Consider the following 14,252-nt stretch of genomic DNA (forward strand, 5'->3'; position numbering starts at 1 on the left):
CCCCCCCCCGACCCACCCGAGGAGCCGCCGGCGTTCAGGTCGGTGTCGATCGGCGACGCCGTCGAGCCGATCAGTTCGTTGTCGGTCGTCCCCTTGTGGCCCAACTCGGGTGTGTTCGTCGTTCCGATCACGATCGCGCCGGCGTCCTCGAGACGTTCGACGATCGCCGCCGTCCGATCGGCGACGTGATCCGCAAAGAGCGCCGACCCGTACGTGTGGCGGACGCCCGCTTTCTGTGCGCCGAGGTCTTTGAGCGCCACCGGCACACCGTGTAGCGGCCCCACGTTCTCGCCGGTCTTGTGTGTCACTTCGCTCCCTGCGCGGCTCACCGAGGTGCATTGGGCCTCGAGCGCGCGGTCGGCGTCCGCGGCGGCCTCGAGCGCCGCATCCCGACAGACCGTGACGAAGGCGTTGATCTCGTCGTCGCAGTCGTCGATTCGCTCGAGGTGGGCCTCGACTGCCGCGGTCGCCGTGACCTCGCCCGTTCGAATTCGAGTCGAGAGTTCGGTCGCAGAAAGCCGCGTGAGAGCCGGATCGCGTGCCATGCGCCTAGAACGACACGCGAGCGAGATATGCGTTGTCGTGATCGTCGTGAACGCAGCTACTGGTACATCCGCAACGGCTTGGCCTGCGAGCTCTCCTCCTGGGCGATCGCTTGCATCTGCTGGGCCAACTGTTCCCGTTTCGCCCGGATCTCCTCGGCACTCGTCACGAGGTCCTGGACGTCGACCTCGAGGTCGGCGATCGACTCGATGCCTTCCTCGAGTAAGACGCTCGCGGCTCTGGGGTCAGGAAACTGCGGATCGCACTCGACGACGAGGCCGACACTGTCGATGTCCTCCCGTGCAGCGCTGTTGATGAGCGCCCCCGTCGGGCCGGTAATGACGCCGTCTTCGGGCGGCATCGCGATGTCAGCCGTCTCGAGGTGCTCCTCGCCGTTGCCGGTGGCGATGCCGTAGAGATCACGGCTGTCCTCGTCGTCGAGGTCGGCGGGAAGGCCGCTGAGATAGATCGGTGTCGCATCCTGTTCGACGATCCAACTGGTCAAACAGTCGGCGACCTCCGCGACCGCTGCAGCGCTGATCGGCGCATCACTCCGGAGGGCAAGCAGGTCGTGAGCCTCGCTGACGTAGAGTCGCACCGGCGGTCGGACCGTCCGGTCGCCGCCCCGATAGATCCCGATCCGGGGGAGTCCCTCACAGTGAACGCTCGCATAGTAGCGCATGTCGAGATGCTCGATGAGGTGGTCGGTCGCGATCTTGCCGACGAGGCCGACGCCGGGAAATCCCTCGACGAGCGTCGGATTCTCGAGTTCCGCTTCCGAACCCTGCAAGCGAACTTCAGCCATACGACGACCGACGGCTGTCGTCCGCATAAAATCGGTGGAACACGGTCTCGGTTTCCGCTTGCGCACCTGCAGACGGTGCGTGACCGACCACCGCTGATGGCGGCCGACGGCGAAGCCGATTCCGCACGCTTCGAAACCCACAAGCGCCGGGCCCCCGAACTCGCGGCCAATGGAGCCATTCGAGCGGTATCAGTCGATTATCGACGATTTCGACGCCTTTCTCGCGGCCTGCAGGCGGCCGCTCGGCAACGCCGTCCGCGTCAACACGATCAAGGCCTCGGTCGAGCGGACGCTCGCGGCCCTCGACGAGGAGGGCGTCGGCTACGAACAGGCCGACTGGAACCCCCGTGTCCTGGACCTCGAGACCGACTCGCCGGGATCGACGTGGACCTCCTTTCACGGCTGGACACACGGTCAGGAGGAGGTTTCGGCGGTGCCGGCAGTCGTCCTCGATCCCCAACCGGGTGAACGAGTCTGGGACGCCTGCGCCGCGCCAGGTGGGAAAGCGACCCAGCTCGCAGCGCTGATGGACGACCGCGGGACAGTCGTCGCCAACGACAACAACCTCGGGCGGATCTCGGCGTTGCGATTCAACGCCGAGCGGCTGGGCGCGACCAGCCTCGCGGTGACCAATGCGGACGCGCGCAACTACTCGCTTGCACGCTTTGACTTCGATGCCTTCGACCGGACGCTGGTCGACGCACCCTGTTCCTGCGAGGGCACGATCCGCAAAAACCCCGACGCGCTCGACAACTGGTCGGAAGGCCACATCTCCTCGGTCGCGGGCATCCAGAAGGGGATCATCCGCCGGGCGATCCAGGCCACCCGCGAGGGTGGCACGGTCGTCTACTCGACGTGTACCTTCGCCCCCGAGGAAAACGAGGCCGTCGTTCAACACGCCCTCGAGACCGAATCCTGTCGCGTCGTCGACTTCGATCTCGGGCTCGAGCACTCGTCGGGACTGACCGAGTGGGACGGCGAAACCTACGACGACAGCCTCGAGAAGGCAGCCCGGATCTATCCCCACCAGAACGACACCGGCGGCTTCTTTGTCGCGAAGTTGGAGGTGACCGCCGAATGAGTGACGAGGGAACGAACGACGGCCAGCAGTTCGACCGGCTGCCCGCGACCGACGCGGAGCGAACCGTCGAGGGACGAGCCACACGCGCTGAAGTCGTCGACTACTTCGAAGATCGGTTCGGGATTCCGCCTGCAACCTTCGACGACTACACCTTCTGGGAGAAAGGCGCGGGCAAGATCTGGGTCTACGCCGGCGACGCGCCGACGCCCATCGAGATCGAGGCGATCGGGATGACCTGCCTCCGGACCCGACAGGAACACTGGAAGCCCACGACGGACTTCGTCCAGCGCTTTGGCCGGCACGCGACCGACTGCGTGATCGACCTCGAGCGCGAGCAGGCCCGCCGGTTCGCAACCGGCGAAGATCAGGAACTCGACTGGGACGGCGACTGGGGATATCTCATCGCCGCCCACGAGGTCGCCGGCGAATTGGAGCCGCTCGGCATCGGCCTCTACGTCCACGGCGAGCTCCGCTCGATGGTGCCAAAGGGCCGACAGCGCGACCTCGAGTCATAGCAGCCACGCCGACCGGCACAGTGATTGCGACTGGAGGGGACTACAGCGGCGCGCCGACCAGCACGAGTTTCACGCGCTCGTCGCCGCGATTGTGGATCTGTCTCGTTTCGTCCGGGTCCAGTCGGATCGCCTCGTCGGACTCGAGCGTCACCGTCTCGTCGGCGTCGGGCAACTCGATGTCGACTGTACCTTCGACGACGTAGTACACCTCTTCCTGACCGGAGTCGGTCTCGTCGTGTTCCATCCCCTTGCCGTCGGGCTCGAGTTCGAGGACGGTGATTCCCAGTTCGTCGGTTGCGAGGGGCTCTTTGAGGAACCACATGCCGCCCCACTCCTCGTCGATGACTGATTCGGGATCGATCTTGGCTGCGGTATCGTATCCCATATCCGGATCTCTTCGTTTCGAAACTTAACTTCGGGGGGCACGAGTCACGGTTGCAGGTGACGAGAGGCGTTGCGATAGATCGGGCCTGCACGGCCCAGTGTCCGACAGTATAAGCCACCACAGCACACAACGGGACGTATGCGATCGCCAGCGGCGAACGCGGAACTGGCACTGCTCCTCGAGGTGGCGGGCACGCCCAAACCGGGCAACGTCGACCGCCATCGCGACCTCGCGGAGCTACGGTTCGAACACTTCCTCGCTGGAGCGGTGGGTGCCCGCGAGGGGCTCGAGCTAGCGGCCGACGGGGCTGCAGTGGGACCGGCCTTCGAGCGGGCCGTCGCGGGGATGGCCACACAGGAGGGTGACAACACGCAGTTCGGCGCGCTCCTGTTGCTCGTCCCGCTCGTTCGGGCCGCTCGCGAGGACCTCTCCCAGCCCGTCGCCGAAGCCGTCGTCCGCGAGACGACGGTCGGTGACACGGCGGCGTTCTACCGCGCGTTCGATCACGTCGACGTGGGCGTGGCCGACCCGCCCGCGGACATGGCCGACCTCGACGTGCGCCGCGGCTCGGACGCGGTCCCGGCCGTCGAGGAACACGGGCTGACCCTCTTCGAGCTCATGGAGCGAAGCGTCCCGGGCGACGACGTCGCCCGCGAGTGGGTCCGCGGGTTCGACCGCTCCTTTGTGGCAGCCCAGCGACTCGCCGAGGCCGACGGCCCAGTATCCGACCGCACCGCGGCTGTCTTTCTCTCCCTGCTCGCCGAACGGGCCGACACGCTCGTCGCGACGCGCCACGACGAGGCGACCGCGCGGGACGTGACCGAGCGGGCCGGTGAACTGGTCGCGGCCGATGCCCTCGAGACGGACCCGGCCGCAGTCGAGGCCTTCGCGGACGACCTCGTCGAGCGCGGGATCAATCCGGGGACGACGGCCGATATCACCGCGGCCGGGCTATTCATCGCCCTCGAGCACGAGGCGATCACCGTATGAGCGACGAGCGACGCGCGGACGCGGAGATGGCGGCGTGGCCCGTCTCGCTTGCCGGGGTGACCGAATCCGTCGTGACCACGCTGGGCCCGAACGAACTGTGGAACGCCGCTCCGCTCGGGCTCCACGCCGGCGAGCCCGTCACCGCGCGGACGTGGGGCAACACCCGCACCCGCCGGAACTTCCACCGGCAGAGCGAGGGCTACGTCCAGTTTATCGACGATCCCGTCGTCTTCGCCGACGCCGCGCTCTCGATCGTCGAACGCGAGGAGCCGATCCTCGAGTCGGCGTGCGCCTGGGCCCGTGTGGCCGTCGAGTGTGTCGACGCCGGCAACGAGGGCGACACTGAGTGGGAAGAATGGGAACTCCGGCCCCTCGAGTCGGGCGTCGAACGCGAGACGGTGCCCACGATCGACCGCGGGTTCGGGGCCGTCGTCGAGGCGACCGTCGCCGCTTCGCGGCTCGGGGTACCTGCGTACGACGACGCCGAACTCCGGGACCGGCTGACGTACTTCGAGTCGGTCGTCGACCGCGCCGGCGGGCCGCGTGAGCGCGAAGCGCTCGAGCGCGTCCGCGACTACTCGTCGTGGTGAGCCACGGCGGTGAACACACCACTCGAGTGTGAGGATGACGATCGACTTGCGGTGGCACCGCTCAGCAGGAAGCGACTTCGATAGGGTGGTGGATTTTGTCGGTCGGCGTGATACACCGCAGCATGTCGGTCGTGATGTCCGACCAGTGCGGGTGGATCGGCAGGTCGTTCGTCTCGGGTCGAACTGAGGGCCCTCGTTCGGGAGGTCGATGAGCCGGTGTCGATCCACGTCGACCTCGAGCTCATCGCACTCGTCGCGGCCATCGTCGGGTTCGGTACCGCGGCCCAGTTTCTCGCCGCGAAATACCGCGTTCCAAGCGTGTTGTTTCTGATCGTCGCGGGCATCGCGATCGGCCCCGAAGGACTCGGCATCGTGACACCCGACACCTTCGGCGACGCGCTCTCGACCATCGTCGGAGTGAGCGTCGCCATCATCGTCTTCGAGGGATCGTTCCGGCTCACGTTCGAGACCGTCCGAACCGCACCGCGGGCGGCCAGGCGGTTGATCACGATCGGCGCAGCGCTGTCGTTTCTCGGGACCGCACTGACCGTATGGCTCTTCCTCGATGCGAGCTGGGAGATCGCGTTTCTCGTCGGCGCGTTATTGGTCGCGACCGGGCCGACGGTCATCACACCGATCCTCGCGGTAGTTCCCGTCCGCGACGCCGTCGCGACGACCCTCGAGACGGAAGGGATCGTCAACGATGTCACCGCCGCGATCCTCGCGATCGTCCTCTTCAAGGCGATGACGGCCCAGGAACTCGCGCCAAGAGGGTTCGTCTTCCTGTTCGTCGAGCGCCTCGGGATGGGAATCCTCACCGGCCTCGTGATCGCGATCGTCATCTGGTATCTCCTCACGCGGGTCGCCCTTCCGGCGGAGGCCGCACCACAGACGGCCCGGTTGCTCGCGCTCTCTGGGGCCGTCGTGGCCTTCGCGATCGCGGATTCGGTGTTCTCGGAGGCCGGCGTCGCGGCCGCGGCGACTGCAGGCTTTACCCTCGGGAACCTCGAGTTGCCCCATCGGGAGAGTATCCTGCAATTCAATCAGGACGTGACGCTGCTCGTCCTCTCGTTCGTGTTCATCACGCTCGCGTCGTTGCTCGAGTTCGCTGTGCTTCGTGCACTCGGGATCGCGGGGCTTGGGGTTGTCGCAGTGGTAGCGGTGGTGCTCCGCCCGCTGGTCGTCTTCCTCTCGACGACCGACGGTGAGTTCCCGGTCCGCGAGCGGCTGTTCATCAGCTTCGTCGGCCCGCGCGGGATTATCCCCGCCTCGGTCGCGACCCTGTTTGCGATCCGCCTGCAGACGAACACACCGCCATCGGATCCCGCAGGCGCTAATCTCTTGCTCGGGACGGTCTTTCTCGTCATCCTCGTCACGGATCTCATCGAGGCGGGCTTTGCGAGACAGATCGCCGCCGCGTTCGGCGTGATCGAGACAGAGGAGTAGGACGTCCTCGAGTCTGGTCGTCGGGCGAGCCGTCACCCGTCGGAGCCGGCTCGTCGCTGGCCACACGACGTGAAACCCAGAACCGCGACTCTCGCGGGAGATAGGCCGCAAAAACTCACGATCATGTGATTGAACAGTCTCGATACCAACGATTTCGGCGTGCTCCGACGAAACGGGCCCACTCCCCACGGTCGCCAATCGGTGGAAATGGTGCGTTATAAGGGCCTCTAGACGGAAGCCCCTGTATGGCAATCAAACCGGCCTACGTCAAGAAGACCGGCAACCTCCTCCTGGAGCGGTACCCGGAGGCGTTCACGACCGACTTCGAACAGAACAAGGAAAGCGTCGAGAAGCTCACCAACGTCGATTCCAAGGGCGTTCGCAACCGGATCGCGGGATACGTGACGCGAAAGAAAGGCGCCGAAGTGCCTGCGTAAGCCAGTCTTCGTAGACAGATCGTTACTTCATAGCCGCTCGTCAAACAGCGACAGCAATCAGACCAACTCGTCCGTTCGGACGGACACGTCACGGATCGACGACGAGCGATGGGATACAGAGACCTCGAAACGTGCCGATAGTCGAGAAACTGTTACTGACCGGATGGCGTCGAAAATCGCGTTACTCGCCGAATCCGGGCTCCATGTAGGCTGCGGCGGTGAGCGCCACGATGGCGATGCCGAGCCCGAACACGAGCGCGACAGCCCCGGTCAAGATGTCGAGCTGGTAGCCGATCCCCGGGAACACGCCACCGGTAAAGCCGAGCCACGCGATGAAAACGGACAGCAATGCGGTGATGGCTGCGACAGCCGTCGCACCCATGCTAAACGGTGTCTCGAGCAATCCCCCGGAACGGGAACTCGCGGTCGAACTCGTCATCGGAACCACCTCTGGCCGGTGGCCTCGCGTCGATCCTGTCGGTAGTGCATCGGTTGCTAGGTACTGCTCCCGTTTCTTAATATCTTCTATCCGAAGGAGCGAACCCACAGTAACGGCGCGTCCGTGTCGATGACCGTACGGTGTCGGCCACCGCACCGTGCTCGGTCGCCACCGATGGCCAGCCACTCGAGTAATTCCGTCGGCTGACATGCGCTACCGAAAACCCAAACGGTTTTGCGGACACGACTCGGAGTGGCGGAAAATGGCAGTACGAGTAGGCGTACTCGGTGCGACCGGAGCCGTTGGACAGCGACTCATCCAGTTGCTCGACCCGCACCCTGATTTCGAGATCGCAGCACTGACCGCAAGCGACGCAAGCGCCGGAAAGACGTACCGACAGGCCGCGAAGTGGCGCGTCGACAGTCCCATCCCGGACGACGTCGCCGACATGACCGTGACGGCGACCGACCCCGACGACGTGCCAAACGACGTCGACCTGTTGTTCTCGTCGCTTCCCTCGAGTGTCGGCGAGGCCGTCGAGCCCGGCTTCTGTGAGGCCGGCTACGTCGTCTCCTCGAACTCCTCGAACGGGCGCATGGCCGACGACATCCCCCTCGTGATCCCCGAGGTCAACGCCGACCACCTCGATCTGCTCGAGGTCCAGCGCGACGAGCGCGGCTGGGACGGCGCGATGGTCAAAAACCCCAACTGCTCGACGATCACCTTCGTCCCCACGCTCGCCGCCCTCGAGGAGTACGGCCTCGAGAAGGTCCACGTCGCGACGCTGCAGGCCGTCTCCGGCGCTGGCTACGACGGCGTCACTTCGATGGAGATCATCGACAACGCCATCCCCCACATCGGCGGCGAAGAGGACAAACTCGAGACCGAATCGAAGAAACTGCTCGGCAGCTTCGACGGCGCAGAACTCTCGCTCAACGACGTCGAGGTCGGCGCCTCGTGTAACCGCATCCCGACGATCGACGGCCACCTCGAAAACGTGTTCGTCGAAACCGCCGAGGACCTCACTCCCGACGAGGCTGCCGAGGCCATGCGCGAGTACCCGAGCCTCGACCTGTACTCCTCGCCGGACCAGCTGATCGAGGTCTTCGAGGACCCCGAACGGCCACAGCCGCGCCTCGATCGCACTCTCGGCAACGGGATGTCGATCGCCGCCGGCGGGATTCGCGAGTCGACGTTCGGCCTGCAGTACAACTGTCTCGCGCACAACACGATGCGCGGCGCAGCCGGCGCGAGCGTGCTCAACGGCGAACTGCTGCTCGAGAACGGCTACCTCTAAGGCAGTCTCGACGCGAGCGCTTCCAGCGTAGCCCACACTGTTAACAACCATCCGCGACGTACGCCGACGAGAGCGTATGGTCCTCATCGCCGAATTCGAAATCGCGACGCCGCTTCTCCGCCGGACAGTCGCGGCCGTCTCGCGAATCGAAGTCGAAGAGATCTTTCGGTCGGCGACGGACGAGACGAAACTCATCTTCTGGGTGTACGGTGAGGAACTCGAGCGCGTCGACGACGCATTGAACGCCGACGACACCGTTCGCGAGTTCGCGCTTCTCGAGAAGCCGGGTGAGCGGCGTCTCTACAGCGCCACGCTATCGGAGCACGGGGAAAGCCAGCTGATCTATCCGACGGCGGCGGAGTACGACATCGCGTATCTGGATATCGTCGTCAGGGACAAGACGAAGATCCGGGCCCGCATCCCGACGCGATCGGAGCTGTTCGCGTATCGCGACGCCTGTCGTGAGCGGGATATCCCGTTTCGAATCCAGCGGATCTTCAGCGAGTCGGCTCACGCCGGCGGTCGATACGACGTCACCGAGCGACAGCAAGAGGCACTCCTCGTCGCCCTCGAGGCGGGCTACTTCGCCGTGCCGCGGGAGACGACGTTATCGGACGTCGCCGCGCAACTCGGCATTTCGGACCAGGCGCTGTCCGCTCGCCTCCGGCGCGGACAGGCCAACCTGCTTCGGAGTACGCTCCAGGAGCAGACCCCGTCTTAAATCGTTGACTATCCAATCGGGGTCATTTCCCTCCTTGCACCGATACGGAGCGTATGGAAACGAAAACCGCTACCGACGGGTCGCGACCGCAGAACGGACCAGCGATCTATCAGGCCCGCCCGGAGCAGCCGCTCAGCGAAGCGATCATCGAAGCGATCGCAGCGGAACACGAAATTGATGCACTCGAGCTCGCAGACGAGTTCGGACCGCTGTACGACGTGATCGATCCGTCCGCCCTCGATTCGCTGTTTCAGTCCACGGGGGAGACGAGCCGGACTGCCGGCTGCGTGACGTTCGTCTACGCCGACTATCGAGTCGAGGTCGATCAAACGGGACGAGTCGAACTTGCGGACCGGCAGTGACACTTCCGACTAGTCGTCGACTCGCGGCAGTGCGACCACGGGGACCGAGGCTTCTTTGACCAGCCGTCGGGCAACGTTGCCGGTAAGCAGTTCCACGAACCGACTTTGCTCACGAGGCTCGAAGGCCACGGCGTCGACATCGCGCTCCACCGCCGCCTCAAAGATCGTCTCGACGACGTCGGTACCGAAGAGGATCGCCGTCTCGACCGTTCCAGCACGGTCCTCGAGCGGTCCGCGGGCACGCTCGAAGATTTCCTGTGCATACTCTTCCCGCTGTTCGACCGAGGCCTTGTCAGGTGCACCGCCAGCTTTCTCGATCACGTTGACGACGAGCACCGTACTCGAGGGGGCAAGATACGGCGCGAGCGCTGTCGCCGTTTCTTCACCGTCGTCCGGGTCGGCGACAGGGACGAGGATCGTCCCGTCGAGCGAGAGCGTCATCGGCCCCCTCCCGATCGAGCGAGTCCGTCGATTGGTGGCAGTTCCATACCCGTCTTTCGCAGGAGAGCGCTAAAAAAGTGAGTCGATGTGAGTGGGGCCGTTGGACAGCTGGAAACGCTCGGCCACCACTCATACGGTCTGCTGTCACGAGTTCCCCGGTGTGGGCCCGCAGGACGGTCGCGGTCCTACCGGCACTGACTGACGGTAGTCCATATCAGGGGAGGACCTGGTTTTCGAGGCTGGCGTCCGTGCCGTCTTCGTCGATCCGGCGAACGTTTTCGGCGACGATGTCGGCCAGCCGGTCGTAGTACTTCGGCGTGTGACCGGCGTTGTGGGGCGTGAGCTGAACGTTCTCGAAAGTCCACAATGGATGCTCCTCCGGCAGCGGTTCGGGATCGGTCACGTCCAGGGCGGCCCCGCGAATCCAGTTCGAGCGCAGTGCCTTGACCAGCGCATCCGTCTCGATGACCGGCCCGCGGGCGACGTTGACCACGACCGCATCGGGATCGATCGTCACGAACGCCTCGTGATCGAGCAATCCGCGGGTCGTCTCCGAGAGCGGACACGCCAACACGAGGTAGTCCGTGCGCGCGAGCGCGTCATCGAACGCCTCGCCCTCGAAGCCGATCACCTCGTCGGTCGGCCCGCCATTCGACGGCGTATAGCGAACGCCGATCGTCTCGACGCCGAACGGCTCGAGGCGCTCACAGACCGCCTGCCCGATCGCGCCCAGTCCGACGACGGTGACGGTCGACCCCTGGAGTTCGTGGGCTCGGTAGTGGCGCCACTCGCGACGACGCTGACGGCGCGCGCCGACGTGGAACCGCCGCGTGAACGACAGAATCGACCCCAGCACGTGCTCGCCGATGTTCGGCCCGTGGACGCCCGAGGCGTTGGTTACCGTGACACCCCGACTCTCGAGTTCGTCGAGTGGTAGATGGCCAGTCCCCGCATAAGCGCAGGCGAAGACCGAGAGGTTCTCAGCATGTTCGAGGAGCTCTTCCTCGAGCGTCATGCCGGTGACGAACGTCGCATCCTGGATCGCCTCGCGCTCCTCGGACGGCGTGCGCGCGAGGTCGACGGTGTGACCCGGCAGTCGATCGCGGATGGCATCGGCGTACTGTTCGATCGGAATCCCGTGAGTCCCCTTCCGAAGTACGAGCACGTCCGGCGCAGTAGCATCGCTCATGATGGTGCCCTCGTCCAGTGCGATCAAAAGCGTTCGTCTCGCGGCACCTCGAGCACTCGAACCCATCGGACTCGCACTCGAGACATGATCGGGGTGGAGCCCACAGCCCGTTGTCTGGCAAGCGATCCGACGGGAGACTGACCCCGACGCAGTCGGTCGAAACTGTCCCTCGCAGTTTTTATAATGGCTCACTGAGTCCAAACGGCGTATGGAACGCGTAGACGTCGCGATCGTCGGCGGTGGCCCCGCGGGCGCGTCCGCGGCCGAACAGGCTGCCGCCCACGGCGCAGAGACGGTGCTCTTCGAGCAGGGGGTCCCTCGTGAGGATCGGGAAGAACTCGGTCCGGATTCGACGGACGCCGCCGGGATGCTCGACTACTGGATCGACATTATGGGGTTCGATTACCGGGAGATTCCCGACGACGTCATCCTCCAGGAACTCGAGGCCACGGAGTTCATCGGCCCGAACAGCGCCGTCGAGTTGCGGACGACGGGGATGGACGCCAGCTATCCCAAGTTCGGCTACACCTTCCACCGCGCACGCATGGACGACTGGCTCTACGAGCGCGCGACCGAGGCCGGTGCCGACCTGCGCGTCGGCGTCGGCGTCAAAGCCCTCGAGACCGACCTCCGGGCAACGAGTTCACACGGACCGACCCACACGCTTTCGCTCTCGAACGGTGACGAACTCGAGGCCCAGTACGTCGTCCTCGCGGATGGCCCCCAGCGACGGATCACGCTCGAGGCGCTCGACCAGTTTACTGCACCCGGCCGAAGCGTCTCCGATTATCTCTCGCCGCCGGAGGCCAACCACATCGCCTACCAGGAGTACCGAGAGTTCCCCGAGGAGTTGTTCGCCGAGTTCGAGGACACCCTCACGTTCTGGTGGGGGTACATGCCCGGCGAGACCGCCTATCCGTGGGTCTTCCCGAACGACGGCACCGTCGCTCGGGTCGGACTGACGATGCCGATCGGGATGGATCTCGAGGACGTCGACAACCCCGGCAGCTACAAACTCTTGCGGCCCGACGACGAGAAAATCCCGTCGGGTGCGGAGTACATCCGCCGCCTGCTCGAACAGGAGTACGGCGACGAGTACGACATCGAGGAAGACATTCCTCGCGCCGAGGACCGTGGGAAGTCAAAGGGGACGGAAACCTACCCCATCTCGTCGACGCGACCGATCGAATCACCCGTCGGCGCGAACATCGCCGTCGTCGGTGGCGCGATGGGTACCACCTCGGCGTTCCACGAGGGCGGCTACCACGTCGCCGTTCGCACCGGCAAAATCGCTGGCCGGTTGGCTGGAACGGACTCGCTCGAGAACTACAACGACGTCTGGAAACGCGCAGTCGGCGACGAAATCCTTCGTAATGTCGCGTTTGCTGACATCGTCGAGGACTACGGCCCGGACGACTGGAACTGGGCGTTCGACACCATCTCCGACATGCAAGGCGATCGCCACGACAACGTCCTGATCAGCAAGCGATACACTGCCGGATTCGACGCCGCAAAGATCCTCGCGGCGTACAAACGACGCAAATTCAAGTTCCGTGACGGCCGCTACGTCCAGCTATCGGAAGCCGATTACTTCTACTGAGACGACAGCTGTCGGGCCTTTCGTTGCTGTGTCGACCGTGTACCGGTTCCCAATTGGACTGTACCGACAGTTCACGGATGATTCGCCGTGATCGGTTCCAGGACGGCGTGGAACGAAGGGAGAGTCCCTGTAGCGCGCACTGGCCACAACCGCCAAAACCAGTCCCTACTCGTCGCCGTCACTACTGGACTTGCTCGTGTCCACTACCACCGACTTACTAGAGTCCCAACTGAACCGATTTCCACACCGATCGCACAGTCCGCGGTTCTCGTCACGTCGTCGCTCCGAACCGCACTCCCGTCGTGCGATCGGGTGTACAGCGACGTTCAGTAGCTACTATAGTGATTAGCAACGGGTCTTCCACTGCACGTACGCGCCCCTCGAGCACGGCGATTAGCGAGTTATGACAACTCATCTGGATCGGTCTCGATCACCTGAAGTTTCGACGACTCGCAGTCACAAAACGTCGACTGACCAAGCGGTTGGAGACTACCATCGGGCCAGATCTGGACAATACCGATCTCTCCGCAGTGGTCGCACTTCGCCGCCGCGCGTTGCTTGTCATTATTGTCCACAGCGCCACCTCGGGGGCCCCCTCTACCACAGCGAGCGACGAAAAACCCTGGTAGCACCCACGAAGTTCAGCGACCATCAAAAAGAGTGCATGTCCATTCCTGTATCTGTTTCAGCCTCGATCGATATTTGACGGCTACGATAACACCGCTCCGGAACCTCCCGTCCCCAAGATTACGAGCCCTGTCTACAAACGGGACTCGAGTCACTCGACGACTTTCCCGACACCGACAACCAGTGACTCGAAGGGGACGGGTGTCACTGCCCCCGAACCCGGGCTGCTCACCCGCAGTGAACTCGTGTGTGATCGCGACGGTAGTCACACGCGGCGGGGTGAGGACGACTCGAGCCTGCAAGAGTTAAACGGGCCGCGTTCTTAGGGCGACTGCGTGCCTTTAGTCCCCGTCCGAGCAGACCCATTCGGGTGCGATGACAGCACGGCGAACCCGGGCACGCGACAGTAGTACTCCGGAGAACGCATCGCGTTCTCCCGCCCGGCACGAGGGTTAGCCAGCCGACGCGGCATGCCGCCACGGGATGAGGCTGGACGTTAGTGTTCCGGGCGTACACTTTCTCTCATCCGGAGAGACATCTCACTCGAGGCTGGTCAATTTGAGGATGTCGCGAACTCCTATAGTGACAACTGAAACGAATTACACATCGATCACACGACTGCTGTACACCATTTTAGTAGTGTGGTAGTCAGTGCGGTCACTGGGTAGTGGTTGAGTATTAAATGCAGAAAACCCCACACAACCAGTGCTAGAGCGGTGGCTGTGGAGGGTGAAGTATGAGTGGAGGCGGCGAAACGAGTTTCCCAGAGGGTCGCCCACTCCAG

At 64.3% G+C, this 14,252-nt stretch carries 16 protein-coding genes; 10 read left to right on the top strand and 6 right to left on the bottom strand.

Annotation, left to right across the window (positions count from 1 at the left end):
- A partial coding sequence (locus ACFR99_RS02670) for an amidase family protein (RefSeq protein ID WP_390284106.1) occupies positions 1 to 545 on the bottom strand: 545 nt, incomplete at its 3' end.
- A gap of 56 nt (positions 546 to 601) precedes the next feature.
- Positions 602 to 1,348 (bottom strand): proteasome assembly chaperone family protein, encoded by a 747-nt coding sequence (locus ACFR99_RS02675; protein WP_390284108.1) that lies wholly within the window; start codon positions 1,346 to 1,348, stop codon positions 602 to 604.
- A 169-nt stretch (positions 1,349 to 1,517) separates the two neighbouring features.
- On the opposite strand from ACFR99_RS02675, the gene ACFR99_RS02680 reads away from it, so the two are divergent.
- Positions 1,518 to 2,429: an RsmB/NOP family class I SAM-dependent RNA methyltransferase gene (locus tag ACFR99_RS02680; protein WP_390284110.1), complete on the top strand. Its 912-nt coding sequence runs from the start codon at positions 1,518 to 1,520 to the stop codon at positions 2,427 to 2,429.
- Complete coding sequence (locus ACFR99_RS02685) at positions 2,426 to 2,944, top strand: DUF7122 family protein (protein WP_390284112.1); 519 nt, start codon at positions 2,426 to 2,428, stop codon at positions 2,942 to 2,944. The genes ACFR99_RS02680 and ACFR99_RS02685 overlap by 4 nt, the downstream gene beginning before the upstream one ends.
- Before the next feature lie 40 nt (positions 2,945 to 2,984).
- Here ACFR99_RS02685 and ACFR99_RS02690 read toward each other — a convergent pair whose 3' ends face one another.
- The gene (locus ACFR99_RS02690; RefSeq protein WP_390284114.1) at positions 2,985 to 3,329 is read right to left on the bottom strand and encodes a cupin domain-containing protein; all 345 of its coding nucleotides are present in this window, start codon (positions 3,327 to 3,329) and stop codon (positions 2,985 to 2,987) included.
- Between the two features lie 138 nt (positions 3,330 to 3,467).
- Between ACFR99_RS02690 and ACFR99_RS02695 the strand changes: the two genes are divergently transcribed.
- From ACFR99_RS02695 to ACFR99_RS02710, 4 genes are all read left to right on the top strand, one after another.
- A complete protein-coding gene (locus ACFR99_RS02695; RefSeq protein ID WP_390284116.1) occupies positions 3,468 to 4,319 on the top strand; it encodes a triphosphoribosyl-dephospho-CoA synthase in 852 nt (283 codons plus the stop codon).
- Positions 4,316 to 4,909, top strand: coding sequence for a DUF447 domain-containing protein (locus ACFR99_RS02700; protein ID WP_390284118.1), 594 nt, complete (start codon positions 4,316 to 4,318; stop codon positions 4,907 to 4,909). Before ACFR99_RS02695 ends, ACFR99_RS02700 begins: the two co-directional genes overlap by 4 nt.
- A gap of 216 nt (positions 4,910 to 5,125) precedes the next feature.
- Positions 5,126 to 6,355 carry a cation:proton antiporter gene (locus ACFR99_RS02705; protein WP_390284120.1) on the top strand — a complete coding sequence of 410 codons (1,230 nt, stop codon included), beginning with the start codon at positions 5,126 to 5,128 and terminating at the stop codon, positions 6,353 to 6,355.
- Between the two features lie 245 nt (positions 6,356 to 6,600).
- Positions 6,601 to 6,792, top strand: a complete 192-nt coding sequence (locus ACFR99_RS02710) for a 30S ribosomal protein S17e (protein ID WP_254523680.1) — start codon at positions 6,601 to 6,603, stop codon at positions 6,790 to 6,792.
- A gap of 181 nt (positions 6,793 to 6,973) precedes the next feature.
- Here ACFR99_RS02710 and ACFR99_RS02715 read toward each other — a convergent pair whose 3' ends face one another.
- On the bottom strand, positions 6,974 to 7,231 hold the full coding sequence (locus ACFR99_RS02715; RefSeq protein ID WP_390284122.1) for a hypothetical protein: 258 nt from the start codon (positions 7,229 to 7,231) through the stop codon (positions 6,974 to 6,976).
- A gap of 262 nt (positions 7,232 to 7,493) precedes the next feature.
- Here ACFR99_RS02715 and asd point away from each other — a divergent pair, with 262 nt between their 5' ends.
- The 3 genes from asd to ACFR99_RS02730 all read left to right on the top strand — a co-directional run bounded on the left by asd (position 7,494) and on the right by ACFR99_RS02730 (position 9,611).
- Positions 7,494 to 8,528: an aspartate-semialdehyde dehydrogenase gene (gene asd / locus ACFR99_RS02720; RefSeq protein WP_390284124.1), complete on the top strand. Its 1,035-nt coding sequence runs from the start codon at positions 7,494 to 7,496 to the stop codon at positions 8,526 to 8,528.
- Positions 8,529 to 8,604: 76 nt separating this feature from the next.
- Positions 8,605 to 9,249 (top strand): helix-turn-helix domain-containing protein, encoded by a 645-nt coding sequence (locus ACFR99_RS02725; RefSeq protein WP_390284126.1) that lies wholly within the window; start codon positions 8,605 to 8,607, stop codon positions 9,247 to 9,249.
- Positions 9,250 to 9,302: 53 nt separating this feature from the next.
- A complete protein-coding gene (locus tag ACFR99_RS02730; RefSeq protein ID WP_390284128.1) occupies positions 9,303 to 9,611 on the top strand; it encodes a HalOD1 output domain-containing protein in 309 nt (102 codons plus the stop codon).
- Positions 9,612 to 9,620: 9 nt separating this feature from the next.
- Here ACFR99_RS02730 and ACFR99_RS02735 read toward each other — a convergent pair whose 3' ends face one another.
- Positions 9,621 to 10,052, bottom strand: a complete 432-nt coding sequence (locus tag ACFR99_RS02735) for a universal stress protein (protein ID WP_390284130.1) — start codon at positions 10,050 to 10,052, stop codon at positions 9,621 to 9,623.
- A gap of 214 nt (positions 10,053 to 10,266) precedes the next feature.
- Complete coding sequence (locus tag ACFR99_RS02740) at positions 10,267 to 11,241, bottom strand: D-2-hydroxyacid dehydrogenase (protein ID WP_390284132.1); 975 nt, start codon at positions 11,239 to 11,241, stop codon at positions 10,267 to 10,269.
- A 208-nt stretch (positions 11,242 to 11,449) separates the two neighbouring features.
- On the opposite strand from ACFR99_RS02740, the gene ACFR99_RS02745 reads away from it, so the two are divergent.
- Positions 11,450 to 12,841, top strand: a complete 1,392-nt coding sequence (locus ACFR99_RS02745) for an NAD(P)/FAD-dependent oxidoreductase (protein WP_390284134.1) — start codon at positions 11,450 to 11,452, stop codon at positions 12,839 to 12,841.
- The last annotated feature ends 1,411 nt before the right edge of the window (positions 12,842 to 14,252 follow it).

It is taken from the genome of Haloarchaeobius amylolyticus (genome assembly GCF_042678045.1).
Classification (GTDB): domain Archaea; phylum Halobacteriota; class Halobacteria; order Halobacteriales; family Natrialbaceae; genus Natrinema; species Natrinema amylolyticus_A.

Bases quoted from the DNA above. Each gene is read 5' to 3' on its own strand.
- ACFR99_RS02675 (WP_390284108.1), bottom strand. From the start codon at position 1,348: ATGGCTGAAGTTCGCTTGCAGGGTTCGGAAGCGGAACTCGAGAATCCG.
- ACFR99_RS02680 (WP_390284110.1), top strand. From the start codon at position 1,518: ATGGAGCCATTCGAGCGGTATCAGTCGATTATCGACGATTTCGACGCC.
- ACFR99_RS02685 (WP_390284112.1), top strand. From the start codon at position 2,426: ATGAGTGACGAGGGAACGAACGACGGCCAGCAGTTCGACCGGCTGCCC.
- ACFR99_RS02690 (WP_390284114.1), bottom strand. From the start codon at position 3,329: ATGGGATACGATACCGCAGCCAAGATCGATCCCGAATCAGTCATCGAC.
- ACFR99_RS02695 (WP_390284116.1), top strand. From the start codon at position 3,468: ATGCGATCGCCAGCGGCGAACGCGGAACTGGCACTGCTCCTCGAGGTG.
- ACFR99_RS02700 (WP_390284118.1), top strand. From the start codon at position 4,316: ATGAGCGACGAGCGACGCGCGGACGCGGAGATGGCGGCGTGGCCCGTC.
- ACFR99_RS02710 (WP_254523680.1), top strand. From the start codon at position 6,601: ATGGCAATCAAACCGGCCTACGTCAAGAAGACCGGCAACCTCCTCCTG.
- ACFR99_RS02715 (WP_390284122.1), bottom strand. From the start codon at position 7,231: ATGACGAGTTCGACCGCGAGTTCCCGTTCCGGGGGATTGCTCGAGACA.
- asd (WP_390284124.1), top strand. From the start codon at position 7,494: ATGGCAGTACGAGTAGGCGTACTCGGTGCGACCGGAGCCGTTGGACAG.
- ACFR99_RS02725 (WP_390284126.1), top strand. From the start codon at position 8,605: ATGGTCCTCATCGCCGAATTCGAAATCGCGACGCCGCTTCTCCGCCGG.
- ACFR99_RS02730 (WP_390284128.1), top strand. From the start codon at position 9,303: ATGGAAACGAAAACCGCTACCGACGGGTCGCGACCGCAGAACGGACCA.
- ACFR99_RS02735 (WP_390284130.1), bottom strand. From the start codon at position 10,052: ATGACGCTCTCGCTCGACGGGACGATCCTCGTCCCTGTCGCCGACCCG.
- ACFR99_RS02740 (WP_390284132.1), bottom strand. From the start codon at position 11,241: ATGAGCGATGCTACTGCGCCGGACGTGCTCGTACTTCGGAAGGGGACT.
- ACFR99_RS02745 (WP_390284134.1), top strand. From the start codon at position 11,450: ATGGAACGCGTAGACGTCGCGATCGTCGGCGGTGGCCCCGCGGGCGCG.